The 22,299-nt window shown below is 38.9% G+C and carries 30 protein-coding genes and 1 tRNA gene; all 31 read right to left on the bottom strand.

Annotation, left to right across the window (positions count from 1 at the left end):
• Positions 1-121: 121 nt before the first annotated feature.
• A complete protein-coding gene (terL, locus tag WC623_RS24155) occupies positions 122-2,629 on the bottom strand; it encodes a phage terminase large subunit (RefSeq protein ID WP_372856023.1) in 2,508 nt (835 codons plus the stop codon).
• A 736-nt stretch (positions 2,630-3,365) separates the two neighbouring features.
• Positions 3,366-4,034: a terminase small subunit gene (locus tag WC623_RS24150; RefSeq protein WP_372856021.1), complete on the bottom strand. Its 669-nt coding sequence runs from the start codon at positions 4,032-4,034 to the stop codon at positions 3,366-3,368.
• Positions 4,022-4,297 (bottom strand): hypothetical protein, encoded by a 276-nt coding sequence (locus WC623_RS24145; RefSeq protein WP_372856019.1) that lies wholly within the window; start codon positions 4,295-4,297, stop codon positions 4,022-4,024. Before WC623_RS24145 ends, WC623_RS24150 begins: the two co-directional genes overlap by 13 nt.
• Positions 4,287-4,628, bottom strand: a complete 342-nt coding sequence (locus tag WC623_RS24140; protein ID WP_372856017.1) for a hypothetical protein — start codon at positions 4,626-4,628, stop codon at positions 4,287-4,289. Before WC623_RS24140 ends, WC623_RS24145 begins: the two co-directional genes overlap by 11 nt.
• Positions 4,629-4,880: 252 nt before the next feature.
• Positions 4,881-5,345, bottom strand: a complete 465-nt coding sequence (locus tag WC623_RS24135) for a hypothetical protein (RefSeq protein WP_372856015.1) — start codon at positions 5,343-5,345, stop codon at positions 4,881-4,883.
• A gap of 182 nt (positions 5,346-5,527) precedes the next feature.
• Positions 5,528-6,064, bottom strand: a complete 537-nt coding sequence (locus WC623_RS24130) for an IbrB-like domain-containing protein (RefSeq protein WP_372856013.1) — start codon at positions 6,062-6,064, stop codon at positions 5,528-5,530.
• Positions 6,049-7,269 (bottom strand): phosphoadenosine phosphosulfate reductase, encoded by a 1,221-nt coding sequence (locus WC623_RS24125; RefSeq protein ID WP_372856011.1) that lies wholly within the window; start codon positions 7,267-7,269, stop codon positions 6,049-6,051. The genes WC623_RS24130 and WC623_RS24125 overlap by 16 nt, the downstream gene beginning before the upstream one ends.
• Complete coding sequence (locus tag WC623_RS24120) at positions 7,223-7,564, bottom strand: hypothetical protein (RefSeq protein ID WP_372856009.1); 342 nt, start codon at positions 7,562-7,564, stop codon at positions 7,223-7,225. Before WC623_RS24120 ends, WC623_RS24125 begins: the two co-directional genes overlap by 47 nt.
• A complete protein-coding gene (locus tag WC623_RS24115) occupies positions 7,536-8,255 on the bottom strand; it encodes a hypothetical protein (RefSeq protein ID WP_372856007.1) in 720 nt (239 codons plus the stop codon). The genes WC623_RS24120 and WC623_RS24115 overlap by 29 nt, the downstream gene beginning before the upstream one ends.
• Complete coding sequence (locus tag WC623_RS24110) at positions 8,242-9,471, bottom strand: hypothetical protein (protein ID WP_372856005.1); 1,230 nt, start codon at positions 9,469-9,471, stop codon at positions 8,242-8,244. The genes WC623_RS24115 and WC623_RS24110 overlap by 14 nt, the downstream gene beginning before the upstream one ends.
• Before the next feature lie 29 nt (positions 9,472-9,500).
• A complete protein-coding gene (locus tag WC623_RS24105; protein ID WP_372856003.1) occupies positions 9,501-9,881 on the bottom strand; it encodes a single-stranded DNA-binding protein in 381 nt (126 codons plus the stop codon).
• A 270-nt stretch (positions 9,882-10,151) separates the two neighbouring features.
• Positions 10,152-10,430 carry an HU family DNA-binding protein gene (locus WC623_RS24100; RefSeq protein WP_372856066.1) on the bottom strand — a complete coding sequence of 93 codons (279 nt, stop codon included), beginning with the start codon at positions 10,428-10,430 and terminating at the stop codon, positions 10,152-10,154.
• Between the two features lie 2 nt (positions 10,431-10,432).
• A complete protein-coding gene (locus tag WC623_RS24095) occupies positions 10,433-10,894 on the bottom strand; it encodes a hypothetical protein (protein ID WP_372856001.1) in 462 nt (153 codons plus the stop codon).
• On the bottom strand, positions 10,891-11,337 hold the full coding sequence (locus WC623_RS24090; protein WP_372855999.1) for a hypothetical protein: 447 nt from the start codon (positions 11,335-11,337) through the stop codon (positions 10,891-10,893). Before WC623_RS24090 ends, WC623_RS24095 begins: the two co-directional genes overlap by 4 nt.
• 134 nt (positions 11,338-11,471) lie before the next feature.
• Positions 11,472-11,699 (bottom strand): hypothetical protein, encoded by a 228-nt coding sequence (locus tag WC623_RS24085; RefSeq protein ID WP_372855998.1) that lies wholly within the window; start codon positions 11,697-11,699, stop codon positions 11,472-11,474.
• A 258-nt stretch (positions 11,700-11,957) separates the two neighbouring features.
• The gene (locus tag WC623_RS24080) at positions 11,958-12,935 is read right to left on the bottom strand and encodes an ERF family protein (RefSeq protein WP_372855996.1); all 978 of its coding nucleotides are present in this window, start codon (positions 12,933-12,935) and stop codon (positions 11,958-11,960) included.
• A gap of 14 nt (positions 12,936-12,949) precedes the next feature.
• Positions 12,950-13,678, bottom strand: a complete 729-nt coding sequence (locus WC623_RS24075; RefSeq protein WP_372855994.1) for a hypothetical protein — start codon at positions 13,676-13,678, stop codon at positions 12,950-12,952.
• A 6-nt stretch (positions 13,679-13,684) separates the two neighbouring features.
• Complete coding sequence (locus tag WC623_RS24070; protein WP_372855992.1) at positions 13,685-14,257, bottom strand: hypothetical protein; 573 nt, start codon at positions 14,255-14,257, stop codon at positions 13,685-13,687.
• Between the two features lie 107 nt (positions 14,258-14,364).
• The gene (locus WC623_RS24065; RefSeq protein ID WP_372855990.1) at positions 14,365-14,547 is read right to left on the bottom strand and encodes a hypothetical protein; all 183 of its coding nucleotides are present in this window, start codon (positions 14,545-14,547) and stop codon (positions 14,365-14,367) included.
• A gap of 221 nt (positions 14,548-14,768) precedes the next feature.
• A tRNA-OTHER gene (locus tag WC623_RS24060) sits at positions 14,769-14,843 on the bottom strand.
• A gap of 439 nt (positions 14,844-15,282) precedes the next feature.
• Positions 15,283-15,495 (bottom strand): hypothetical protein, encoded by a 213-nt coding sequence (locus WC623_RS24055; protein ID WP_372855988.1) that lies wholly within the window; start codon positions 15,493-15,495, stop codon positions 15,283-15,285.
• 99 nt (positions 15,496-15,594) lie between these two features.
• On the bottom strand, positions 15,595-15,948 hold the full coding sequence (locus tag WC623_RS24050) for an STAS-like domain-containing protein (protein WP_372855986.1): 354 nt from the start codon (positions 15,946-15,948) through the stop codon (positions 15,595-15,597).
• 362 nt (positions 15,949-16,310) lie between these two features.
• On the bottom strand, positions 16,311-16,823 hold the full coding sequence (locus WC623_RS24045; protein ID WP_372855984.1) for a hypothetical protein: 513 nt from the start codon (positions 16,821-16,823) through the stop codon (positions 16,311-16,313).
• Entirely contained in the window at positions 16,804-17,046 is a 243-nt protein-coding gene (locus WC623_RS24040; protein ID WP_372855982.1) for a hypothetical protein, read from the bottom strand. The genes WC623_RS24045 and WC623_RS24040 overlap by 20 nt, the downstream gene beginning before the upstream one ends.
• Positions 17,043-17,306 carry a hypothetical protein gene (locus tag WC623_RS24035; protein WP_372855980.1) on the bottom strand — a complete coding sequence of 88 codons (264 nt, stop codon included), beginning with the start codon at positions 17,304-17,306 and terminating at the stop codon, positions 17,043-17,045. The genes WC623_RS24040 and WC623_RS24035 overlap by 4 nt, the downstream gene beginning before the upstream one ends.
• A 656-nt stretch (positions 17,307-17,962) precedes the next feature.
• Entirely contained in the window at positions 17,963-18,184 is a 222-nt protein-coding gene (locus tag WC623_RS24030) for a hypothetical protein (RefSeq protein WP_372855978.1), read from the bottom strand.
• 248 nt (positions 18,185-18,432) lie between these two features.
• A complete protein-coding gene (locus WC623_RS24025) occupies positions 18,433-18,609 on the bottom strand; it encodes a helix-turn-helix domain-containing protein (protein WP_372855976.1) in 177 nt (58 codons plus the stop codon).
• 10 nt (positions 18,610-18,619) lie between these two features.
• Positions 18,620-19,003, bottom strand: coding sequence for a hypothetical protein (locus WC623_RS24020; protein WP_372855974.1), 384 nt, complete (start codon positions 19,001-19,003; stop codon positions 18,620-18,622).
• Positions 19,004-19,382: 379 nt separating this feature from the next.
• On the bottom strand, positions 19,383-19,832 hold the full coding sequence (locus WC623_RS24015) for a hypothetical protein (protein ID WP_372855972.1): 450 nt from the start codon (positions 19,830-19,832) through the stop codon (positions 19,383-19,385).
• Between the two features lie 689 nt (positions 19,833-20,521).
• Positions 20,522-21,784, bottom strand: coding sequence for a hypothetical protein (locus tag WC623_RS24010; protein WP_372855970.1), 1,263 nt, complete (start codon positions 21,782-21,784; stop codon positions 20,522-20,524).
• Between the two features lie 20 nt (positions 21,785-21,804).
• Positions 21,805-22,059, bottom strand: a complete 255-nt coding sequence (locus WC623_RS24005) for a hypothetical protein (protein WP_372855968.1) — start codon at positions 22,057-22,059, stop codon at positions 21,805-21,807.
• Positions 22,060-22,299 lie beyond the last annotated feature (240 nt).

Genomic DNA, 22,299 nt, shown 5'->3' with positions numbered 1-22,299 from the left:
ATAAAACACTTGATTCCCTTCTCTACCAAGTGATTCAGCCAGCCGCTCAGATCCTCAACCCTGTCCAGCTCACCTGTAACCTGAATTCCTTCACGACACATAAGACCGCCTCCTTTCTAAGCTAAAAATATCTATTTTCACTACATGTAACCGGCACGCCAGAAGGTTGTTTCTTCTTGCCCCTCATATACTCCAATATCTGCGTTACTGCATCCACCTGATCATCATGGATACCATTTGGGAATAAACAAATCTCTTCCACAAAATCAGACACCCATGATGCATTTTCAGGCAAGAAAACTTTCCCCGCCTCAAACAATCCTGATACTGATGTAAGCCGTGCGGTTTTATCGGCATGGACTTCAATCGGCTTGACTGGAATGGTCGTTGCTCTCTTCAAATTTTGTATCAACCCGTGTCCGCTGGCTTTCTTTTCGATTAATACCTCGTTTGGTTTCTCTCTATCATAGAGCTGCTTGGCTGCTCGTTCAAGGTCTGGAGCCTCAACCTTCTGCTTCCATATGTCAGTGATATAATACCCATTGGCACACTCTACAGCGGTACAGCACACAGAGAAATCGTTCGCTGTCTTGGTCTCCATAGCCGTATCCCAACTCTGGTATTTCATTGTCCACGCTGGCAATTCTCGATAATATCCAAACCATTCCCGCTTGATAATGTTCCCCTTTATCTCTTGTGGATTCTGTTGGCATTGAGACTGCCAGCCATACTCCCCAATATCCATCTTAGTCGCCTTGACTTCTGGCCAGCCGTCCTTTGCCTCCCAAAGCAAGCTGTTTTCTTCACGGACCAATTCCTTCTTGCTAATAGGGAATATAACGATTGTCTTCTTTTCAGCCACCAGCGGCAAGGTCAAGACGATATATTTATATTCCTCTTCATACTGCTTTTTCTTCAGGTGTCCAAACAGATCATCCACATGGACCCGCTGCATTACTCCAACAATGGCATCGTTCTTGCGGTCATTCAGCCGGGTTGAAAATGTATTATCAAACCATGTATTACAATTTGTCCGATTGGCTGTAGAAAAAGCCTCTTCTGCTTTGATCGGATCGTCGATTATCAGACAGTTATGCACAAGTACTTTGTTTGCAAAAAAATTACCTGTTCTTTCAATTTGGATGTCATAGACAGGGTATTTTTTAACGCTAATTCTCCTAATTTTGGAAATGGAATGACTTTTGACTTGTGATGTATTGCATGGCAAGTAGGACGCATCGTTATCAAGTTTTCTGCCACATTGTCGGTTATATCTTCGTTGATATGATGGGCTTTTATCTTCTCTGTTTTTTTGCAAATCATGCAAGCGTAGCCATCTCTTTGAAAAATAATTTTTCGCATTTCGTGAAATAGCTTTGAGTAACTTATACCATCCTTGTAATGAGGATTTTTCTTCCCTATCATTCTCTTGGAGTGTGCTTTGTCTGCACAACTGCGAGAGCAAAACTGTTTTGTGACGGATTTTGATTGAAATTCGTTGCCACAAATTGGACAGCATTTCGTATACAAAACCTTTGTTTTTATTGTTGTTTCCTTGCAAGCAACAGAACAGAATTGTCTTGTTTTTTTCTCCACTGGATTCCCGCAAACAATACATTTTTTTCTGTTCTTTATTGCATGATGTTTTCTTGAACAGTCTAACGAACAATACAGGTCTTTCAATCCATGCTTTTTCGCTTTTCTTATAGCGTATGCCTTCTTTAGAAAGCTGATACCGCAGAAATTGCAAATAACAAGAATGTCCGACTTTCTTCTTAAATCGAAACAGTCTCTGCAATACACGCCTCGCCCTGGTTTTGCGTTCCCGCAATGTTGGCAGATTTTGTTTGCCCGTGAATGTAACAAGCCTGTCCCCTCGGTGTAAATTTTCCGCCTCAATGTATCCTTTGTTAAAAATGAAAAATTTGTGTTGTCCAGTTGCTCGAACGATATTGTTTCCACTTATGATTTCATAAAGATCCTCCGTTACAATAGATTTTTTTGTTGCTACCACTCTATTATAACATAGACCCTCTCCCTGTGTCAAGACCAATTCACCGTTTTTTATATCTTTTATTTTTTTGCTTCCATTTGTGGTTTTTACCAGCGTTTCACCGTCAAGGCAATTCCCGCCCTTGCCTGTAGCACTCCCCCCGACTGAGGTTGCCGCCATTGCCCCTTGCTTGTCATTTTCAAACCATGTCTTTGTGTTCTGGTCAGTGGTTATCTTGTATTTATCATGCCATCCAGCCTGATACCAATTAGAGGTCAGTATCCTTCTTCGCTTGAGGGATAAGTCCGTAGACAAACTATCCGAATATGAAGCAAAAAACCAACGGTTAGATGGCTTTTGTATCCACTCCCAAGCTGGCCACATCACCGATACAAGCAAAGACTTCATATATCTGAACCTAAGCTCAATCAATAACCGTTTAATCTGCCCCATGGTAACTGCCGTGAGGTATTCACATATCAGGTCAATGTGCCAATTGTCCATGTATTCCGTGGTAGGCTCAAGCACTTTCCAGCTATCACGGACAAACAGGCTTAAATCCTTCTCACATCTCAGGTAGTTTTGCCGTTCTTTGAGCAGCCAGTATTCTTTTGTTTCTGCCTCGGTTAATGCCATAGTTAATAATCCTGGTGTACTGAACAATTACATCTGCAAAATCTGAAAAAGCACACTCAAATCTAAATATAGAGTGTCTTCTCTGAATAAAATATAAGATCTACATAAAATATAAGATTGTGTGCCTATCAGGCGTTTTCACTATGTGCCTATCAGGCGTTTTCGGTAACTGTGCCTAATTGGCGTTTTCACTATTCTAATTGTGCCTATCAGGCGTAGTCTATTTTAGTAATTATGCCTAATGGGCGTAGTTATAAATTACCTCAGAATTGTAAACACGGTTATCCTTTTTTTAAGAATTATGCCTTTACGTTTAATCCATGACAAGTGTGTTGAAATAAATCCATTCTCTCTAAGTTCTATAAGACTTCGGTTGATTTCTCTGGTACTTATCCCTGTATCCTCACTTAGATTTTTGATGCTTCTATAGAACCAATCATTCCCTTTTTGTTGCAGTCTGTTTTCTAAATGGTTGAGATAGAAGTAAAGTGTTTTGCTATATGCCGATACTTTTGATTGAGTTAGTTGCGTGAAAGAATTGTTGAGAATTTGGCAGTAAGAACCTTGACCTGTTTTATCCTTCATGATTGCCCTCCCTTGGACAATTAAGGTTGGGGTCAAGCTAAGAAGGGACTTAGTCTGGTTTAAGGGGATCAGCCTCCCCAACCTTAACCACGATAGTTAACTACCAACTATTATATCCCAAAACACCCACTTTGTCAAGAAAAATCATCCCTTACCGCCTACTCTCCAGTTCCGTTATCCTCTTTTCCATATCCTCATTCGTGATGATATTAATCTCAAACGGCTTGCCCGCAGGGTTGGAATGTTCAACTTCCTGCTTATCTCTCCAGCCGGCTACATTCTTCAATGCAAAGATTACCATAGTCGGGTTTAGGTTGTTTCTTATTGCCCCATGAATCATCCTGTTTTCCTGTGTTTGCTTAGCTTTTTTATATATGTCATGAAATTTTTCATTCTTAGCTGCAAATTCCGTCAGTAGCTGCCTGTAATATCCTCTATCGCTTGCAAAACTGCCAAGCCAGAAATTGAGCTTGCCTTGTTTGCCTGTTATAGGGTCTGTCGCTATTACATCCAGCCATTTATCCAAAGCGTCAGCCTCAGCCTCAATAAATTCATCAGTGTACTTCGATGATCCTTTAGGTCCCTGATTACCCTTCACCTTATCCGGCATCCCCTCTATTTTAATAATCTTCTTTTCTTGCGGTTCTTTGTGTGCCACCGTCCAGCCTTCGCAGTGCGGGTCATCACATCCTTTGCAATTCTTGATATAGAATCCTAACTCTTTATAATTTTTAGGCAAGGAATGTTTGATTTTCCTTATGAATGCCCTGCGGGTTATTAGTGGTTTTTGTTCTATCTTTGGTTGTTTTATCCCTGCCATGTTATTTTGCCCTCCCTTGTTGTTTTATTTTTTATTGGTGGGATTAATGCCTGTTTAATTGTAAATTTATGGGTAAAAATTTTTGTGCCATTAATTTCCTTTAGTTCTGCTGTTGATGATATACTTTGTGCCAACATAATTGCGAATAAAAAAGATGGAATTTCTATTCTGTCGCTATCCATATTATTCCCCCTCAAATGGTTCCCAATCGTCAAAATCCCGATTAAAACATGTATTTTATCGAAAAAATCCTTAAACTTCAAAAAAATCATTATTTTTATCATCCCATAACCAGAACCATTTTGGTTCGTGCCCGCATTCAGGGCATGTAAAGATTTTTTGAGAACAGCATGAACAAATTTTATTTTTTTCTTGAATCTGCTTCTCTACATATATTTCTTTGCATGTCTCGCAAAAATGTAACCCATAATCCAGCAATTCTTTTGTTTGTACAAAGACTGGACATTTTTGGTCTTTCTTTTCTTTGCCCCATCTGGTTGTGTTCCATGATGAGGGGTTGGTGTAAAAATCTTTTGACCAAAAGTTCAGTAGAACTTCCCCATCTTGCAATTCAGGATGTTGAAAAACTTTCATGTTCATATCTACCTCAACAAATAATCTCTAACGCTTTATTTGTCTGCTCTTGCATTATTCTCTGAATGAAATTATAATCAAAATCATATAATTCCTTGTTGTTGATTAGCACCAGTTTGTTCATCTTTTTAGGATTGTATTCATTGGGTTGCAATGTGCCTATATCCACATAATCAATTTTAATCTCTTTGTTCTTTATTATCCACCTCAATATATCTATATCACATTAATCGCCATTTGTCAAGAGAAATCTCAAAATTGCCACAAATCCCCTACATCACAGCATTTTATCCTGTCCGTGTTATTCCAATACGGTGGGTTAACCCGCTGTGTTCTCGTTCCGTTCTCGTCCGGCAGCCATCTCATTGCCTGCCCATCTTTAACTATCGACCAATCATCAGCTATTTCCACACAATCGATATTGATTATCCTGCCATAGCCAGCCGCCCGCTTGCGTCCTAAGCTCTTAATATGCTTTCTTAATACCTTCTGGACTTCTTTTCTGTTCCCACTGCCATAAGCCATCATATGAGATACAAGCATTAATGGTGCTGGCATATTTTTATCCTTGTATGACCCCCCTGTAAGGTTAGGACTACCGGCTGTCAATTCGACTCGATTCTGTCTAAACCTTTTTCTCCAATATCGTAATGTCTCATGTATCCCTTCCCCTTCTTTAGTAACAGGAAACAATGCAGACCCGTGCCATATCTTCACGCCTCGAATCATTGACCTCAGAAGAGGTATCTGAATATCATGGGGCACATCATCCCTCTGAATATCCCTATCCTTTGTCTGCATGGGTGCTAATGCCCACATCAGAAGAGAATCTAGTATCATCGGCTCATACGCATCACAATAAATCCCTGTGCCGTCAAGCTGAAATGTAACTTTGAAATTCATAATATATCCTCACTATCTGTACCTGCTTCCCATGCTTCTGAAAATTCTCTATCAGAAAAAAGTTCAGCAAGTCCAGTTATTTGTTTAAGTCTTAAAACTTCGTCATCTTCCATTCCTAACTCATTCGCTATTTTTTTATCATTCCAATTTCGACGGCTTAATTCTAATACAATATCACTCATTGCCCCAACTTGATGTTTGCCTCTCGCTCTATTGTGTCGAATTGTTGAAGCAATTCTATCGCTTTTATCTTTTCTGTCTTTATTCACCACAACGATAGGCAGATGTGATAATCTAATTTTCTGCCCAATTTTATGCCGATGAAATCCATCTACAACTTCATAGCCTTTCTCTATTTTCCATACAACAATTGGTTGAGTAAATCCATCACTTTGGATAGAAATTTCAAGAAGTTTCATTTCAGGAGGTGCAACAGAATTAGGATTGTAATCATTAGCAAAAATTTGTTCAATTGGTACCCATTGGACTCTTGAAACAGGATGATCTTTTGTCCAGCTTAAATTATCTTCCATTTTTCTCGCCTCCGTCTCATTAACTTTAGGTAATTCCCATATGCTTGGCTTTTATGTTGACTAAAGCTAAGTCCTTTACACCAATAATCATTCCGCAATAAAGCCTTGCATATCCGCTTCCAACTTGGTTCCGTTTTTTCTAATTTTCCATCATCAGGGATTCCATCCTTAAATCCTTTACTTTCCCACCATTGGATAAAAACTGCTATTTTATTTTTATAATGCTCGCATGTTTGAGTAGGCATACTATCCACCAATGTCATGGCAAATTGTTGCCAAGTATAATTTTCTGGTTTATTTATCACTCTATTCCCCAAAATATTACCTGATTCTTGAGCATATAAAGCCCCTTGATTTGCTCCATTTACACGAGATACTACTCTTGCCCATGTCTCAGGCTCGATAATATGGAATAACCAGAGTCCTTTTCTTTGATCGTCTCCATAAGGTTGACAGATTCGCATTTGATGGATAGTCAGCCCTGCTTGATACATTCTATCATATAATTTATTACTTGGTAATTCAGGATACCGAGCATGATATGTCCATATGTCTGCCGTTCTCCAATCATAAATTGGGTAAGCATTATATAGAGTTTTACCGACCCATGTTGTCCAACATTTATTATCAAGTGATTGTTTTCGCCCTGCTGCAATTGTTCGCCAGCGATTTAATGATTCATCGGTACGGATCCCGACAAAGCAAGCAGTAAGTTTTCCTTGTCCAAACCAATCACCAAAAGCAGGAACAAATTCTTCAAATTCCATCCCACGATGAAAAAATGGGAAGAATAATCCATCCATAATTGCATTTTTTGGTATTTTTCGTATCCAATCTTCTTTTCTGTCTGGTTGCCAACACATCCATTGCGGTTCAAAATTACTTACAGCATTTCTTAAATTAAGAGGCAAGGCAATCCAATAAGGTTCAATAATATCAGAATAAATATCAAAACATTTTTCAATATGTTCAATAGTTAACTTATACTGCCCTTCTAAATCCACAAACAAAATCCCTATTTTATGTTGCCGTTTTCTTGCCTCCTCTGCCACAAGATGAAGCATTACTGTACTGTCTTTCCCCCCACTAAAACTAACATAAATACGAGGGATATTGTCAAATACCCAAGAAATGCGTTGTCTTGCAGCATCTAAAACATTAATCCCAAGTTGCTTTTTCATGTTTAATAATATCTCCTTTTTCATTGACATAATAATTTATTATTACTGCTTTCCCTTGTGTATAAGTACAAGTTTTATATTTATTCCCTGATTCAAGGATAAAAACACGAGAGACACCTCTTGTCCCCATCCCATTAGAAGAAGAAAAATCAATATGACTTTTAATGAACACAATATCCCCATCTTTTCGGATTTCTGCAACCCAAGGGGATTTAACTGTCTTTTGTAATTTTTGTTGCAACACATAATCTACTGTCGATTGTTTTAACCATGCCCTCATATTGTAATTATTATCTATAAGCGAAAGAATTGCCTTCATTCTTCAACTCCTCTTGACTCGGTAATAAATAGCATAAAAACGAATACAATGCCGATTGATACTTCGCTTTAGCCCACCGTTCATATTCCATCCATATTTTTAACCCGACTTTTGCTATGAAAAAAGGTGGACAAAGCAATGTTTTCATTGATGTCCTGCTTATCCCCGCACGCAAGGCAAGATTCATCACTTGCCACCAATCCATCATTTTCTCATAATCACAATCAACTAATCTTGTTTCAAACAGCCACATCCGTTGTTTCCCTGTGTTGACTTTTGCCAGCACAGACCCATGTTTTTTGTATGATATAGTTGTGTAGCCTGTCCATATCGCAGGCATTTTCTCCTTTAATACCCATTCTCGCACGCCTTGCCTGTCTAATTCAACAAATTGTTCTCCATCACAAAACCATGAGCTCATTCGTTCAGGTTTTTTCTCAATCTTTTTATCGTCACTCGTTTTATACCCATAATTCCACGAATAGAATACATCAACCCCCGTGAATTGACTTTTAGGAGAAGCGAATAAGTCAAGATTGGTAAATGCTTTGCCAATAACTTCATTCCGTGGCAGACAAAGGCAAGCATCCCCTGTCAATGCACAAACAGCCTCTACTGGTTCACATGGCAATTCAGGCAATATCTTTCCATGTTTTTGTAGTGCTTTGGCTATCAGATTAACAGGGTGCATTAATCCCCCCTATTTCAATCAGATATTTTATGATATTTTCCTTGTTGTCTCGCAAGTATTCTACATATATATCCTCATCTGGACAATTAGTAACCTCCAGTTTAACCTGTCCAAAACCTCGCCTATTTTCTGCCCCAAGGTAGCCTTTTTCTTGTAGTAATTTCAAGCCCATTCCCAAACAGGACATCTCAATCTCTGTCAAATGGTCTGATGTATCTATTCCGCCTAATAATATTGTCCCCGACTTCAAACACTCAGAGTTGGCAATCATACTGGCATTGTCCCCGCTTTCGTGGTTCTCATGATCTTCCCTCCGTGTTAGATATGTCCATTCAAAAAGACTTGCAGAGGGATTCTCTCCTGTGCCCCATTCCCTACAGCAAGGTCTCATGTCCCCAACATTGATTTTACCACTCAATATTCTATTCCCTAATGCCACGCCTAATAAAGACAACATCGGTACATAATTTCTGAACTCATAAACTCCCGCTCCTCTGATAACTCCATTAGCCCCCATTTTCTGCCCCAATACTTTTAGCTGTGTTGCATTTTCCTCTAATGCCCCACCTGCATATAGGGCATGGAAAAACCAGAGACTACATGGTGGGTTATCCCTGCGAAGAGTCAACCCCATAGCCTTCAAAAAGTGGTCTGCCAACAAATCTCTCATCTGTCCCCTCATAGCATTCCCTGCATAGAACGGAAGATTAAGAATTTGTCCTTGGGAACTTAATATTTGTGTTTTCCTGAACAGTGTAGCATTCCCTGCCTTCATATCGCTGCCATGTGCCAGAGGTGAGAGGCAGATAATCGTCATCGGAATATCATATACTCTTGATGGCAATGCCTGCCCCTGTACAATTACTGACTGTGGGATATCTATCTCTTCTAATGTCTCTATATACTCTTTTTCATCCTTAATCATGGCAATCATAGCAGCTACTTGTGGGTATTCCCTTAACCATGCCAATACATTCTGTCCTTCGTCTGTGGTTGCGATTTTTACAAAAGCCGTAAATTTTTCTTGATTAATAAAAGAAACTTCTGCGTCCAGCAGCTTTGCCAATCGTTCCACCATCTTCAAAATATTATCTTCTGCTCCTGTAATTACAATTCTGTCTGCCAAAAAATCTGCTAATCCTCGGTGCACTTTGATTTTTGCAACACCCTTAATCTCTCTTATCATATCTATTGTACTTTTTAATACAATGTTCATGAAACTACCTCCTTATATATTTTTTTAGATTAAAACGGGCATTCTCCATACGGGTCATCATCAACTGGCAATTCCTCTGCCTTCTGCTGTGTCTGCCCCTTGCCATCCTCTTCAAGCTCAACATGTGTTGCCACAATCCCTACTGTGCTTCTATTAGCCCCAGTGGTCTTATCCTTCCATGTATCCTGCTTGAGGTAGCCCTCAACATACACCACCGCCCCTTTCGTGATTATATTACTGCACTCCTCAGCCATCTTGTCCCATGCCGTGATGTTGAAAAAGCTGGATGGTTTGCCTTTGCCACCGTCCACCGCAATAGAGAACTTATACAGCAGATTGTTTGCTGTTGGCTTGATCTCTCCAGACTGTGATACTCTACCTATTATGTGTATTTCGTTTATTTTTCCCATTATTCCCCCTCTCTATATATTTCAGAATCCGTTCTCATCCCTTCCGGTCTCTCTACACTTTTTATTAAACAATCCAAATCTACCGGACAATCTCCTTTATTGACATACGCTTTAACAAACCCTACACAATTTAGGGGAAATACACCCTTTTCTATGAGGCTTATACCCTGTTGGGAACTTACTTCCGTCAAAGCCAAGCGACATATTGTTATTCAAGTTTCCTCCTCATCCCAGGGGACACAGCCAACACCGTATCCCCCCTTCTCAAAATCAATCATTCAACGCCTTTTTCATCCCAGCCGAAGTATGGAATACAACAATCTTCTTTTCTGGTATTGCAATTGCCACGCCAGTTCTTGGATTGCGTCCCTGTCTGGCTGCTCTGGTTGCAACCTTGAGCGTGCCTATATGCCCCAATGTTACATCATCCCCTGCTTGTAGACTTTCACCTACCATTGCAAAGAGATTGACATATATCGTGTTTGCGTCCTTCTTAGCTACACCAGACACGCTTTTCTGGATTATCTCGACCATCTCCGCCTTTAGCATCATTAATCACCCCCTTTCACTTGATTAAATTTGTCTGCACAAAGACTATAACCGCACTGGTCACATATCCATAATTGCCACGGTTTTGTCATTTCCATCATATATCTGGCACACATAGGGCATACCTTGTCAGCACTAATCTGATATGTACACCCAATAGGTATTTTCATCCTTTTCGCCTCATCAAACAGCCTCACCGCAATAGCTCCAACATCAAACTGCATGTAGTAACCGGCACGAATTCCTTTTCCTTTGTCCGTCAATTGGGCAGTATTCTCCAACGCTTGCCTGATTACAACCACTGCCCTCTCTATCCTCTCTATGCAATCGACCATCAGCACTTCGTCTGCGGTCATTAGCCGTGTTCCCGTGATAGGACTATCCGCAATCTTTCCCATTCCTTCCGCCCCTGCCACCCCTGCTATCAATCCAACCATTACCATTGCCAAAAATAATCTTTTCATCTTTGCCCTCCTTTAATTTCGTCTTTTTTCTTCCCATATTCCTTTTCAAACCGTTGCCATTCCTTGTCGTATTGTCTCTTGAATTTTGACAAACGAACTTTCTTCGACAAAACAACATTTTTCTCATTAGGCAGGTATCTAAACCAAAAAGAAGGATATTCTAATGTCATAAGGTCATTATCAACCAACCAAAGTTCTAATAATAACCCATCGTGTAATCGTAATTGCAAATGGTCGTGCTGATAAATAATGGACATCTTATCTGATGCGAAATCTCTCCCAAAACTTTGCATGACTAAACTTTTCAATACCTTAAACTCTCCATGCAGAGTGTAAAAAGTATCGGTTTGTGTGCCAAAACAACCAGCCCAATAATCATTTGCCTGAGCCTCTTTGACTCCGACTACTATCAAGATTGCCAATACCAATATAATTCTCTTCATCTCATCCCCCTTTTATCTTTTTCATCTTCCATATTTATTTCTTGCACCGCCAACCGTATCTCTTCCCCTGTATACTTTTCAAACAATATGCTTAATTTTTTATTGTTTACAGATTAAAAAGTACCAATATCCCATCATTCCCCTCCTTGATTTTTAACTGTTTCTACAACAGCCTCCATGAACCTATTGTTCTCTTCTACTACAGCTTTTTCAAAACGGATAATCTGTTCCGTAGTCTTGTTTTTTTCTATAATCATGAAAATTATAAGAAAAATTGCAAACACATAAAGGGGTATTATTGCAACTACATGTCCCGAAGAGTTACCATTATCCTTTACATCCAAATCATTTTTATTCTGCATTATTATTTTCCTCCTCCTGTATAATATCCATATTCCCTGCCCTCAGTCTGCAACGCCTTCCGCAAACACTGTGTCTGATGCCCTACCCACAGGGCAATAACCGCCACCACCGCTGTCAGTAGCAATGCCCTGACGATGCCGTTGCTTTGTCGAGTGGGTTTCACCGTTAATCCCCTGTAGTCAAGTTTTTTCTCTGGTGTTTTTAATCCCCAGAGTTTCCCATGGACGCAACTTTGTATCATATTCGCCTCCCAGTTTTTAGCTCCACTCAGGACAACCCTCAAAGCATGATTGCTTTTTGCAATAGACTTCCTTTGCGTTTGAGTTATTGTTCGGGCAGAGAATCACCTTTCTTCCTGCCACCGCCTGTTCCTCAAATAATCTATTAACTTCGTCTATTAAATCGATGGCAATTGTATCATCATTTTCTCCATTATCCTCGTAAATTTGCATAAAAGTAAGATGGTCTAACCCCAAGTTTGTCCGTGCCTGTTGCAACAATTCGATAGGGGTATCTTTCCATTCATCTGGAAGTTGAAACCCATTAATAGGTAATTCAACCAATAATGGGGTTACTGCATCAGATTTTTTTTTATCCTCTTCTCTTTGAAAATGTTCCTTGAGTTTATCCTTTTTATCCTCAATGATTTTGCCCTTTGCCTTAGGCAATCTCCCGATTTCTTCCTTATGTTTTCCCCACCAGTTTTTCAATTCAAAGATGCTTTTAATCTCCAACAGCCTTTTCACCATCTCGTTAAAAGTCATATCTTTTGGCGGTGGTGGAGTTGTTTCAGCCTTTTTTGCAGTTGGCTCAGGAATAGCCCCTTGTTTCCCTTGTTTGTCACCAACTCCAGAAGCAACATTCCCATCATCATCCTTTGGGGCAACTCCCACAATGGCGGACAATGTGTACCGTCTGGCATAAGTGATGGCACTACCATACCCTTGTGGGTCATTTTTTATTGGGTTAATAGGATAAATACCTTCAATCCATTCTCCGCTGCTATGCAATAATGTAGTGTTTAACACCAATTGTCCCTCACTAATATCTGTTGTTTGACTAACAGATAGACCATTATCTGATAATGGTTGCCGACACGCATCCCATACAGAGGAAAGGTCAGCGTAATCATTGTGAAAAAAAGGATTATTTGCATCCTTCCTTGCTCCTTCAATCTGCCCTTGTGCCCTTGCTAATGCCGTTGCAATTTCTTTAATACTTTCAGATTGCCGCATCTTTTACCCCCTTCTTAGCCCCTTGTCCTTGACATACTATCCTCAAAGTAAAATACCACCCCTGGCACCACAATCGTTCCATTTGTGTCTCCTGCAAATTTATCAAGTTTCCGTTGATCCGGTGAACAATGTTCTCTCGGTATCAACATCTCGTTTATTATCCTTGCTTTACAAGTTTTTTTGAAACAAACTCCAGCCGCCTTGGGTGGTGGTGCTACTAACACGTTTTGCACCTGCACACTTTCAGCCTCTTCCGCCCTCTGGTCAGCTTTAGCCGCCGCCTTAGCCGCTTCTTCAACCCTACCCTCGGCAAGTAGTTTTTCTTCTTTTTCTCTCCATTGCCTTTCCTGTAAAGCCTTTCTATCCCTTTCGTCCTGTGCTGCCTTCTCGGCAATTCTGTCAAGTTTAGCCTGTGCATCTCTTGCCAATCGCTGCTGTTCTTTGGCATACCCAATAATTGCGGTTTTAACAATTTTCTCTGCCTGTTCCAAAGTTTCCATAAATGGTCTGTATGAATCCATTATCTGCTTTTTTTCCCTGTCTAATGGCTCTGTATGTGATTTTCTTTGGGTGTCAATTCTCTTCTTCTCTACCCCTATTGCCTTGTGAAATGCTACCGCCACAAGGTTCTGTTCTTGCGTGGAAACTACAATACTCTTTGCTTGCTGTATCATAATTCCAACTGCTTGCGTCTCCTCTTCACTGATACTATGTACTGCTTTTACCAATGCCGTTTCTGCCATTTCCCCCTACCCCCTTTTGAAGTTTGATAATGTTACACACGCCAAAAAAACTATTAAACTGCCCTGGTCAACCTTCCACTTGTCCACCTTGTACCCTCCTTTATTTGTCAGGTAGACAACCATTTTCTCCTTGGCTTTAATACTCCTCGTTTCTGCTATCAGGTACGCATATCCCTCTATCTGTACCCGATGAGCTTTTGACTTACAACCCGTCTTAATATCCACCAATTTACCTTCTGTGATGGATAAACTATCAAATGTGCCAGCCACATTCAACACTGGAGAGTATAATTGCCCTTCGTGTTCTTGAGGCACATAATTAAATTTTGTCCTGAATCGTTTCCAGCCTTCTAAATATCCAGCCAACAACGGATGTAACATCTCTTCATCCAGCGTCCCTTCATCATACATTTGGCAAGCCTTGTGAACTTTCCGTCCTATATCCGCCTTCTGTGCCAACAATTCAGGGTCAACGAAGTCAAAATTGACTAATCCTGCCGATTGAATAACCTGAGTAACACTGGGGACAATAACGCCATTTGATTTGTATTCATGTTTTTCTTCGTCAAATTTAATCATCTTCCCCATCACCACCTAATGGATCTTCGTAATCATCCTCCAGTGGCAACCCATCTGACCCGTATGCATAAGGTATTGGATTCATCTTTTACCCCCTTTTTATTTTTTTACCTCCCCAACTCATCACAGTTTTTCTGCAACTGGTCTCTTAGCTGAAAAAGCATACCCTTTGCCTCGTCCTTCCCCTTCACAAAATAAACAAGTGATTCCTGTGATTTTACAAGTTCAGCTTCAGCAGCAAGGCACCTGCCTTTCCAGTCAACCCGTTCGGCTTTTACTTCATCTGGCATTATTCATCACCACCTTTATTCATCCAAACATTTTGCATATTTCCTATTCAAATAATCCCCCTCAGTTTCACCGTAACTGCAACCATACCCGTTGTCTGTCCAGTGGTGAAGGTTACATATATTATATGCCGTTATAGCATATGTGAGTGGATACTTTTCTACTATACTATATCTACAAATATCACATATCATACTGTATCACCCCTTCCCTTGGATTCTCATGGCTGAGGAGAAAGGATTTGAACCTTTATTCAAGAGTTTAACATCTTGTGTCCTCCCATTTAGACGACTCCTCAATTGAACCCTACTGGCAGTATAGCCATGGAACGGGGAGAAACATGGCAGGGGGATTCGTTGCCAGCAGGATTCAATTCAGCGGGTGCTGTGACCGACCGTGCTACCACGATCCACTGAATCACAACACCCTATCGGTCCGTGGTGAATTGTCTTCTTTACGGTTTTTTACGGGGATGACAAACCTTCTATCCCGCCCGCTTTCCTATCGCCTCAAGCCCACGCCGTGGCGAATAACCTTTAGCCGTAGCACTACCGATTTACAAACTGCCAGACGAAAGAAATCTTTCAAATTAAAATTGTCGCAATCCCCTTTACATCGGGTCTCATCCTGGCAGTCTATACATTAGTAGTTTTTTTGGGGCAGAAAGCAGTATCTATACACCGGGAGGAATACTTTATTCTGCTTTGCCGTCTTGCAATTAATCTGCCCCAAATATATCAAACCCCTTCCAATTCCCTTTTTCTTATGACCATCTGTTCGTGGTCAGCCACAATCGATACATCAGTATCCCCACTCCATCCAAGATATTCCACAAACATTTTAGGGATGTTTAATACCGCATATTTAAACCCTCTCCCATTACATCTTATCGTGGCATTTTTAGGTTTTAATTCAATCTTTATCTCACTCATTTTTATATCTCCGTCCATTTTCAAGATAATACTATTATGCTATATTTTTATTATTTTGTCAAGAAGTTTTTTACATTGTTTTGAAATTATTTTACAAATATACATAATAATAGATTTTCACATCATGCTTACCATTAACGCAGACATCATTAACTCATTATCTCTTTTTTCCCACTCGTCCGACTGTTTCTTCTGCTCAACTTCATCCGCCTGCTTCTTGTAGTATTCTTTTGCGTTCTCTACTACTTTCTTTGTCAATCCAATGTGATAGCTATCAATATTCTCAACCTTAATCCGTGTATTGAGAACCTCACTGGTGTATTCTGAATACAGCCGTCCGATTGCCATATTCAGGCAGCAAGCAGCCACGGTTTCAATGTTCTGGAAGTCAAGTATCAACATGGCATCTGTCTCTTTCCATGCTCTTGAGATCCTTGCATACACGACTTCCCCATCATCTTGCGTCACCATATTTTTTCCTGTCAACTCAAAAACATTAATCCTGATTTCTTTCATTTTTTACCTCTTCATCATTCTCGCATTGATGATATTCAAAGCTATAGCACTATGCCTGACCTTCGTGAATTCTGTCATAAACATCTCAAAACTATCCGCCCAGATTGCCTTTGTTCCGGCAGACGAATTAACCAACTCTAAAAACACTACCTGCTCAGGGGATGGTTTTTTCCCTTTGCTCTTGCACTCAATGAAAATTGCTGGTTCACCTTTTTTGAGAATAAGAAGGCTTTTCCTAAAATATCTTCACCGTCCAACCGATTGTTTTCAAATAATACTCAATCGCTTTTTGAATATCATGGCTGGATGTTTTTGGTTTATAGTTTTTTGTCTTCTTGAAAAATATCATTTTTCACCCTCGTATCAAAATAATACACCGCCAGAGCCAACGCTTGCCATATATCCGCCTTGACCCCTTTTAATAATCCCTTTGGTCTTTGCTTCGGTTGCAATTCAGGTTCAAAACGATCCTTTAATACCTGAATGATGTTGCTATCCTTAGCCCGCATTGTGCCGCACAGATGCATTTTTACATCCTTGCGAGGGACACGAATAACTGATTCAGGATAGGTATCGTCAATAGCGGTTGCGAATACCCCTGTCCAAAACACGGTCTCAAAAACCGTCTCCCCGACTGCCATACCATTGCAGCAGATTTTCTCTATTACAAAGTCCTGCGTGGCAAGGCAATAACTCGTGGCAACAAGATAATCAGCAATAATGCCTTTCATTTTCTTATTTTCAACCTTCCCCATTTCGTGGATTTTTTCACCATCCCATACCACATATGCTGATTGAACATTACCCGGATCAATTGCTAAAACTTTCATTTTTCACCATCCCTACAGTTTCCTCAAGACTAAACATCGATTCCACAAACAAAGAATCGGTATATGTTCTGTTTTCTTCAAACACTTCTGTCTGTATACCCTCCAGATATACTATAACTCTTTCTTTCCAGAGCCCTCCACGGATATAATCACTTTCTTGCTGTATCATAATTACTTTTTCAGGATTTACATATGCCGTTTTAGATAGCTGTATTAACCTCATTTTCTCTGCCCCTCCAAAAAATAAATCACATTCAGCCCTTGCCAGTATTTTCTCTCTGTTGTTTCAATATTATATTCCATCAACAACGGAAAGGATTCTGTCTTAACATCCAGAATATCGGCTATTAGTGAATATTCTGCCAGCCCATTAGGTGTGTTGGTATTGATTAATACCCAATCAATTTTCAGTTTTTCTATCAACTTTACGGCGACAGAACCCACCGCACCAGACGACGGAATATATAATGTATATCGTTTCATTATTCACCATCCTTTTTTCTTCTTGGATATGCTTCCCTGTCCCCTCGTCCAATAAAAAACAAATCCCCTTGGTGAAGATGTACAGCAGGGAATGCACCCTGTGGAGAAAGAGTGTATAGTATCAGCACATCATCAGGAAAGGGTTTTTTTCTAAATTGGCAACCGTGAACCATGTCCGCACAGGGTCAGCCACGATATTATTCATGGTCTCCAAAGTATCAATCCGGTTATTCAAAAAGGTTGCTCGACTTTTTGCAACAACAAGTTGTACCTATAATTCTTGAAACTGTTCTTTTGCCCATTTAGGCAATTTTGAAAAATCTTTTTTCATTGTTTCACCTCTTGGTTGACTGTACCTACTGGCATTTTAGTGTCCGTTGCGGTGATTCCAAGCCACGCCACAGCCAGAGCGAGTATCCCGCCGGCAATCAACATAGTCAATATAATCACCGCACCCCAATCAATGTTCCTTTTAATCTTTGGCATTTTTAACTCCTATAATTTTGTCCCTCATTGATTTCATTTTTGATCCTTATTCTCAAAATTATCACAGAGATACATCCTTTCTCCCCCGCAATTATGAGGCATTTTTTCATCATAATATTCGCATTCTGGACAAATATCTTCCTTGAAATACTCTACAATATCATCATTTGTTACCCCCTCGGAAGAATAATACTCACGGTCAGTTTTTTCTTTGTTTCTTCTGTATGATGATGCCCTTTTTTATTGCCGCCGCCGGATAATTTTGGATATATTGTTTTAGTTAATCCTTTATTCCAAGCCTGTCTCCCTCTTAAGGTTATATTTGATTTATCTCTGGCTCTATCCAGTATTTCTTTATGATTTTTATTTCTTACATATATTCCTTTTGGCATTTTTTCTCCAAAAAAAGGGCAACTCATGAGTTGGCTAAAAAAAACGGTAATGTCTCTTTATCTCACAAATTGCCCTAATTTAACATATTAACACCGTTTCTCTTAGCCAATAACAGTATATCATATTTTTCTGTAAATGTCAAATATTATTTTCAATAATATAGGGAATGGCAAGAAGAAATTCATCCCACTATCTGGAACGATAGGGGTTTCCTTCCTTGATTTCTGCGAAAGATTGTATGTTCCATTTAAAATTTCTTTTTGTATACTTTTAACCAATCATCTATCGTATCTTTGTCAAATTGGGGTGTCAACCCAGGAATATTTTTATATGGTATTTGCCCGCTCCCAATCATTTCATAAATGCGTTTTTTACTTATCTTGGTGTATTCTGCCACTTCCTCAACATTAAACATTTTTTTCATCCCTCCATCTTTAATCCTGCAAATGCCTCAACCGTCTGTGGTACATATCGCAAATAGTCTCTTCTACTTTTCTATTGTATTCAAAATTCATCTTTGCATATTGCCTTGGTTTTAGGTTATCAGGCTCATTGTCCTGGCACCATTCCCTATTTAATTCTTCCTGAAAAGTTTCCTCTCCACAACACTTCAACCCAGCCATTACCCACTTTGACCGTGATACCTCCACTTTTTGGATGCCAAACAATTCCCTTTTTGTCAATGTGGTTTTATCATACCACTTGATTTTGTCATAGAAATATTCCTGGCATTGATCATCCCATGTTTTGTATGAGTCTCCAAAAAGCATAACATACGGTTGCTTCTGCTCATCCAGAAAAGTGATTCTAACTATCATGATTTTTCTCCTTTTTTACTTTACTCTGCCTTTTACAAGATTTCTTCTTTGTTGGTAACGCAACCCCTATTTGACATAAAACATATGGTGTAGCAAAATCACCATAACAGTCTACTGCAAAGTATTCACAATTTTGACAACAAACTGGGATACTTGTATTAATCTGTGATGCTTCATAACAAGCATCGCAGAAACAACCATAGTATTTTTGGTTCTTTTTCTCTTTCCCACATTGAACACAAACCATTTTAATTCCCCTTGAATCCTTAAAATCAATTAAGCCCAAAATTACCGATTGTTGGACATGCGAGATTAATTAATCAAGCATATCAAATGAAGAGTTTACCCAAAAAGGGTATTCCTTTGTACCCATATTTCTCTATCCAGTATTTCTTACCCACTCTTTAAGTGCTTTCATGGGGGTTAGCAATTTCCATCCAATTTCTTCTATTGCCATTTGTTTTTGCAAAAAATAAACAATATCATCGCTCTCCATATCTGATATACATCTAATACTTATCTGCCGATTTTTTTTATGTCTTATCATCGGGAGACCCTTCGCATGAAGAGCAGAATGTTCTTCGTTAACCATTAACTGTAAGGTTCCAACAGAATCATCTTTTTTTCTCCCATTAATATGGTGTACTATGAGACTACTATTAAGAATTTTTTGTAATTCAATCAATGTGATTTGATTATAAAAAGCATATACAATGTGAGATTTTTTCCATTTTTTGCCATTTATTTTATATTTTGCCATCGTATAAACTCCCCCTGAAGAAAACTCAATTTTATTAGGGTCTAAAATCATACCAAAAGGAATCTTCATAAATACCTCCATAGGACAAAAAAAGGGCAATCCATGAGTTGGCTAAAAGAAAACGGTACTGTCTCTTTATCTCATAAATTGCCCTAATTTACATTATTAATACCATTTCTCTTAGCCTTTTATAGTATAACATATATTGCATATTTTGTCAAGTTATTTTTAATATATTTCATCTCCTATTCTTATCTTGATTTCACCCTCAAATTTCGATTTTAGCCCACTCTTTTTCAGAAAAGCTCACCAGAATACCAGCGGTCACCTTTTTCTCGATTTTTACCACTTCCTTGCCGATTGAGCGTAAGCCTGCGTTGACCCACAGGCGGCAATTCTCGTCTTGTGAAAAATTGCCACCAACTGCCGATACCCCATCGCTCTCAAAACTTGAAAAATTTTACAATTATCCTGATTACCACTGAAAAAATAATAAAAAAGATAATAAAAACATGCCAATCAAAATCCCTATTTAACACTTTTCCCTCCTTGCCTTCGCATATATCACCAAAAGCTGTTTATACCCCATCTTTCTCAGCTTCGTGATTCCCTTCACGCCCAAATCTTTCAGGGATTGGAGAAGGGCGGTTTTGGTGCGGGGGATGTAGTAATCCTTTGGATTAAACTGTTCCGTTATCCTCAACGCTTGCAATTCCCTGGTAATGAATCCTAAATATTTCGACCTGTGCAACCGGAAATTAAGCTGCTAATTTCCATTCTAAATTGCCTTCTTCAAACCATTTTTCATATTCCTTGTTTCTTTTTATCGTTGTTACGCAAGCAAGGGCTACTGATCCATCAGTAGACCAACTCATGCCATTATGTTTTTGTCTACCTGAAATGACAAGGTCATTCATTTTTTCACCTATATTGCTTGAATTACGAAGTCCAAACTTCTTCCTTATTGCATAACATGGAATATATGGTCGATTGCGTTCTATATATTTTATAAGCACTTCTAATTGTCCGCTATCCTTTATAGAATCCTTATTTAATAACCTTACATATTCTATTGCGTTATCTATCATCCCATACCATAAAAGTTGCTTTAATTTAGCGAGAACTTCATTACGAATATCTCGTCCCTTCATTGCCATACTTAATTGCATCTTACACTTCTCTTCTAAGTGATACCAATCTAATATCAATCCTATGTTACCAAACCAGGAAAAAGCTTTCAATATCCCTGCCTGTAATGTCTTCTGACCATCCACAAAAAACTGCAATCTATACTTTAGTTGATCATTATTAAGCAAGAATCCAATTAGTATCCGCAAAACTTTACTTACGCCATAACCATTTATAATATAAGATTTTCCATCTTTATGAATATGCACCACAGTATTATGAATATATTTCTTGCCTTCTGATTCTTCGACTATATTCTCTTTACTGCTTCGTTTTTCTTTCTGTTTTTTTGTCAGCACATCATCGATAGATATATTTACAGTCTCATTAGGAGATTCATATGGTACAGGATTTTTCTCAATCTCAACTATTTCTTCAGGTAATAAACCACATTCTGCAATAACTTTCTTTACCTCTTCCTGTGGGATTAATATTGGCTTCTTTATGCTTTTCTCGAATCTATTCTTAGGGCTTCCTTCCTCTGTGAAGTTGTTTTCTAATAAAATCTTTGTTGTCTTTTTCTCTACAAAATCAAGTATTTTCGCTCCTTCTGTTTCTGTATTCTCTCCAAGGGTTCGAACTGGTGTGGCATTTTCTTGATATCTTATACGGTTTATCAACCCTGCTGTCTTTCTATAAGATTCTTCTGCTGTTCCATAGATCATTGCTATCTCTTTGAATCCACTGGTTTTATACCACTCACTGTTACCTATATTTGGAAATATAGACTTTGTAGTATAATCGATCTTCCCATCTCTTTTTATACTATGTGTCCTAAATGTAAATCTCCCAACCTCTCCATCTACCTGATATGGATTATTATCAATTACCAACTCCTCTTTGCTTCCTGGTTTTAAGGCTTTTTTTTTGAAACCTCTGTTAAATGTTTGGATATAGCATCTCTTATTGCTGCATGATTTGTCCGTAAAAGTGCTTTTTCACATTTGTCTATGCTTATCCCATCTTCTTCACTAATATTCATCTCAAAACATCCCTCTTCCTTCTTTACCAAATTGCCAAATTCAAACGCATCAGATTCCGTTATCTCTACACTAACTTTAACATTATAACCTATCCTCATCTCTTTTTTAATATCATTTCTTACCATAATAACCCCTCCCTTTAATGGTATTTGCTGCTATTATAGGTAAAACTTTAGCGTTTGTCAAGCTTAATCCTTCAAAGACTTATCAATTAGGCTAATTCCGGTTGCACAGGTGGAAATATTTCTGCCATTATTCTTCACCTTCACATTGGCATATCTCCTGGCATTTAGCATACATCTCAAAACATTGATCAGCTAATTTCATGCTGCCTTTGGTATTTTTCCAGTATTCAGCTATTATCG

Origin of the sequence: Pedobacter sp. (assembly GCF_041645105.1) — a bacterium.
Classification (GTDB): Bacteria; Bacteroidota; Bacteroidia; order Sphingobacteriales; family Sphingobacteriaceae; genus Pedobacter.
This window is presented reverse-complemented; position numbering and strand designations above follow the sequence as displayed.

Coding starts and splice junctions, on each gene's coding strand:
- WC623_RS24065 (WP_372855990.1), bottom strand. CDS start 14,547: ATGCCAGATGAAGTAAAAGCCGAACGGGTTGACTGGAAAGGCAGGTGC.
- WC623_RS24005 (WP_372855968.1), bottom strand. CDS start 22,059: ATGGTAAGAAATGATATTAAAAAAGAGATGAGGATAGGTTATAATGTT.
- WC623_RS24130 (WP_372856013.1), bottom strand. CDS start 6,064: ATGGAAGATAATTTAAGCTGGACAAAAGATCATCCTGTTTCAAGAGTC.
- WC623_RS24045 (WP_372855984.1), bottom strand. CDS start 16,823: ATGAAAGTTTTAGCAATTGATCCGGGTAATGTTCAATCAGCATATGTG.
- WC623_RS24115 (WP_372856007.1), bottom strand. CDS start 8,255: ATGCACCCTGTTAATCTGATAGCCAAAGCACTACAAAAACATGGAAAG.
- WC623_RS24095 (WP_372856001.1), bottom strand. CDS start 10,894: ATGAAAAGATTATTTTTGGCAATGGTAATGGTTGGATTGATAGCAGGG.
- WC623_RS24070 (WP_372855992.1), bottom strand. CDS start 14,257: ATGATTAAATTTGACGAAGAAAAACATGAATACAAATCAAATGGCGTT.
- terL (WP_372856023.1), bottom strand. CDS start 2,629: ATGGCATTAACCGAGGCAGAAACAAAAGAATACTGGCTGCTCAAAGAA.
- WC623_RS24140 (WP_372856017.1), bottom strand. CDS start 4,628: ATGAAAGTTTTTCAACATCCTGAATTGCAAGATGGGGAAGTTCTACTG.
- WC623_RS24100 (WP_372856066.1), bottom strand. CDS start 10,430: ATGCTAAAGGCGGAGATGGTCGAGATAATCCAGAAAAGCGTGTCTGGT.
- WC623_RS24120 (WP_372856009.1), bottom strand. CDS start 7,564: ATGAAGGCAATTCTTTCGCTTATAGATAATAATTACAATATGAGGGCA.
- WC623_RS24080 (WP_372855996.1), bottom strand. CDS start 12,935: ATGCGGCAATCTGAAAGTATTAAAGAAATTGCAACGGCATTAGCAAGG.
- WC623_RS24105 (WP_372856003.1), bottom strand. CDS start 9,881: ATGGGAAAAATAAACGAAATACACATAATAGGTAGAGTATCACAGTCT.
- WC623_RS24090 (WP_372855999.1), bottom strand. CDS start 11,337: ATGAAGAGAATTATATTGGTATTGGCAATCTTGATAGTAGTCGGAGTC.
- WC623_RS24020 (WP_372855974.1), bottom strand. CDS start 19,003: ATGATAGTTAGAATCACTTTTCTGGATGAGCAGAAGCAACCGTATGTT.
- WC623_RS24040 (WP_372855982.1), bottom strand. CDS start 17,046: ATGAGGTTAATACAGCTATCTAAAACGGCATATGTAAATCCTGAAAAA.
- WC623_RS24050 (WP_372855986.1), bottom strand. CDS start 15,948: ATGGTGACGCAAGATGATGGGGAAGTCGTGTATGCAAGGATCTCAAGA.
- WC623_RS24055 (WP_372855988.1), bottom strand. CDS start 15,495: ATGGACGGAGATATAAAAATGAGTGAGATAAAGATTGAATTAAAACCT.
- WC623_RS24035 (WP_372855980.1), bottom strand. CDS start 17,306: ATGAAACGATATACATTATATATTCCGTCGTCTGGTGCGGTGGGTTCT.
- WC623_RS24075 (WP_372855994.1), bottom strand. CDS start 13,678: ATGGCAGAAACGGCATTGGTAAAAGCAGTACATAGTATCAGTGAAGAG.
- WC623_RS24015 (WP_372855972.1), bottom strand. CDS start 19,832: ATGAAGATTCCTTTTGGTATGATTTTAGACCCTAATAAAATTGAGTTT.
- WC623_RS24110 (WP_372856005.1), bottom strand. CDS start 9,471: ATGAACATTGTATTAAAAAGTACAATAGATATGATAAGAGAGATTAAG.
- WC623_RS24025 (WP_372855976.1), bottom strand. CDS start 18,609: ATGAAAAAAATGTTTAATGTTGAGGAAGTGGCAGAATACACCAAGATA.
- WC623_RS24030 (WP_372855978.1), bottom strand. CDS start 18,184: ATGCCAAAAGGAATATATGTAAGAAATAAAAATCATAAAGAAATACTG.
- WC623_RS24150 (WP_372856021.1), bottom strand. CDS start 4,034: ATGGCAGGGATAAAACAACCAAAGATAGAACAAAAACCACTAATAACC.
- WC623_RS24085 (WP_372855998.1), bottom strand. CDS start 11,699: ATGCAGAATAAAAATGATTTGGATGTAAAGGATAATGGTAACTCTTCG.
- WC623_RS24125 (WP_372856011.1), bottom strand. CDS start 7,269: ATGAAAAAGGAGATATTATTAAACATGAAAAAGCAACTTGGGATTAAT.